Source organism: Noviherbaspirillum denitrificans (genome assembly GCF_002211445.1).
In the GTDB taxonomy this organism is placed as follows: Bacteria; Pseudomonadota; Gammaproteobacteria; order Burkholderiales; family Burkholderiaceae_D; genus Noviherbaspirillum; species Noviherbaspirillum denitrificans.
The window spans coordinates 871,762-874,312 of sequence record NZ_LSTO01000001.1 but is presented as its reverse complement, the minus strand read 5'-3'; the positions used below and the strand labels follow the sequence as shown (position 1 = coordinate 874,312).

At 59.4% G+C, this 2,551-nt stretch carries 3 protein-coding genes; all 3 read left to right on the top strand.

The annotated features are described in order from the left end of the window. Nucleotides 1-470, top strand: a 470-nt coding sequence (locus AYR66_RS04415; RefSeq protein ID WP_141104159.1) for an NAD(P)-dependent oxidoreductase, incomplete at its 5' end; no start/stop codon positions are given. 15 nt (nt 471-485) lie between these two features. Then, entirely contained in the window at nt 486-1,478 is a 993-nt protein-coding gene (locus tag AYR66_RS04410; RefSeq protein WP_088706513.1) for a tripartite tricarboxylate transporter substrate binding protein, read from the top strand. Nucleotides 1,479-1,545: 67 nt separating this feature from the next. Further along, nucleotides 1,546-2,551, top strand: a 1,006-nt coding sequence (locus AYR66_RS04405) for an ABC transporter ATP-binding protein/permease (protein ID WP_141104158.1), incomplete at its 3' end; no start/stop codon positions are given.

The window sequence follows — 2,551 nt, the reverse complement described above, 5'->3', positions numbered from 1 at the left end:
CGCGCGCCGAACCTGTATGGAAGATCATGGGGCGGCCCACGCTGGTGGGACCTGCCGGTAGCGGACAAGTTGCAAAACTGTGCAACCAACTCATTGTCGGCGGCACTCTGTGCATCGTCGCGGAAGCCTTGATGCTGGCCCAGGCGGGCGGTGCTGATCCTGCAGCGGTGCGGACGGCCCTGCGCGGCGGGTTTGCCGAAAGCCGAATCCTCGAGGTGCACGGGCAACGCATGCTGGATCGGAATTTCCTCCCCGGCGGGCAGGTGAAGAGCCAGGCGAAGGACCTCGACAATGTGCTCTTCGCAGCAAGTGCTGCCGGCGTTACTCTGCCAGTGGCGGAACTCATCACGCAGACATATCACAGTATCCTGAATGCAGTGCCAAATGCGGATCAATCTGCCGCCTTGCTTGCGCTGGAACGCTTGAACCCCGGCAAGCGGGTAGGCAATGCTCCGGACAAACTACCATGACAAGGAGGAGACGCGATGAAGTTGAAACACTGGTTATCCATTGTTGCCGCCGCAGCCGCTGTAATCGGTAGCAGTGCCGCCTTCGGGCAGGCATATCCGACCAAACCGATCAAACTGATTGTGCCGTTTCCACCGGGCGGGACGACCGATATCCTCGCACGCGCGGTGGGAGGTGAGTTGCAAAAGGCATGGGGCCAAGCCGTCATCATTGATAACCGTCCGGGTGCCGGTGGGAACATCGGGTCGGAAGTCGTGGCCAAGTCGCCGGCCGATGGATACACGCTTCTGATGGGGACGGTCGGCACCCATGCGATCAACCAGTCGCTATATTCGAAACTTGCCTTCGACCCGATCAAGGATTTCGCACCGGTCACACTGGTAGCTTCCGTGCCGAACGTGCTTGTCCTGAATGCGGCATTTGCGGAGAAGAACAAGATCATCGACGTAACGAGCTTCATCAATTATCTGAAGGGTCATCCGGGGCGCCTGAACATGGCATCGAGCGGTAACGGCACGTCGATCCACCTTGCCGGGGAATTGTTCAAGACACAGACCAGGACGTTCATGGTGCACATCCCGTATCGCGGATCGGCGCCGGCCATCACCGACTTGCTCGGCGGGCAGGCTGACCTGATGTTCGACAACCTGCCTTCGGCGATGCCATATATCAAGGCAGGGCGGTTGAAGGCGCTTGGTGTCACGAGTGCGAAGCCTTCGCCTGCACTACCTGATGTCCCACCAATCGCGCAGACCGGTGGTGACTTGACCGGTTTCGAAGCGAGCTCGTGGTTCGGCATTCTCGCGCCCGCAGGCACACCTCCCGATATCGTCAACAAGCTGCAGCAGGAAATCGCCAAGGCGCTGGCCAGTCCCGCGGTGAAGGAAAAGCTGGTGGCGCAGGGCGCGGATCCCGTCGGGAACACGCCCGAGCAATTCGCTGCGCATATCCAGGCCGAGACCCGGAAATGGTCCAAGGTCGTCAAGGATTCGGGCGCGAAAGTCGACTGATCCTGCATTTCGTCCTGCGGTGCCATTGATGGGCGCCGCAGGAATTTTCCCATCAAACGTTTTACCTATGACCGTCAAAGTTCAGCCGCGCATGGATTGGCGCGCAGTGTGGCATCTCGTCAAACCGTACTGGAGTTCCGAAGAAAAATGGCGCGCACGCGGGTTGCTGGCCGCAGTGGTCGCGCTGGCGCTGGGCATGGTGTATCTCGATGTGCTCTTCAACGCGTGGAACAGGGATTTCTACAACGCGCTGGAGAACAAGGATTACGAGGTTTTCAAGGAGCAGCTCTGGCGCTTCTCCTACCTCGCCTTCACTTATATCGCCGTGGCGATTTATCGCGTCTACTTGACTCAAGCGCTGGAAATGCGCTGGCGGGCGTGGATGACGCGCCAGTATCTCGATGAGTGGCTCGCCAACCAGGCGTATTACCGCATCGAGCAGACGCGTAGCGCGGACAACCCCGACCAGCGTATTGCGGAGGACTTGAACTTCCTGACGAGCGGTACGCTGACGTTGTCGCTCGGCTTGCTGTCGGCGGTCGTGACGCTGGTGTCCTTTGTCGGGATCCTGTGGTCGGTCAGCGGACCGCTGTCGTTCATGATTGGAGCGCAGGAAATCACGATTCCCGGCTACATGGTGTGGTTCGCTGTGGCCTACGCGCTGACTGGTTCGGTCATGGTGTGGTTCATCGGCAAGCCGCTCGTGCACCAGAATTTCAACCAGCAGCGCTATGAGGCCGATTTCCGTTTCGGGCTGGTGCGTATCCGGGAATATGCGGAAGCAGTTGCGCTGTATCGTGGCGAGCCGCAGGAACAGACGCAGTTGGATAGTCGCTTCGAGCGTATTCGCCGCAACTGGTGGGACATCATGCGCACCACCAAGCGATTGAATGTGGCGTCCAATTTTTATGCACAGTTCGCGGTCATCTTTCCTTTCCTGGTTGGCGCGCCGCGCTATTTTTCGGGAGCGATCACGCTGGGCGGGCTGATGCAGATCAGCTCGGCGTTCGGGCATGTGCAGGAGGCGCTGTCGTGGTTCATCAACGCCTTCAGTTCGCTCGCGAGCTGGAAGG

What these genes read in the sequence shown, in the direction of transcription:
- AYR66_RS04410 (WP_088706513.1), top strand. Translation starts at nt 486, where the DNA reads ATGAAGTTGAAACACTGGTTATCCATTGTTGCCGCCGCAGCCGCTGTA.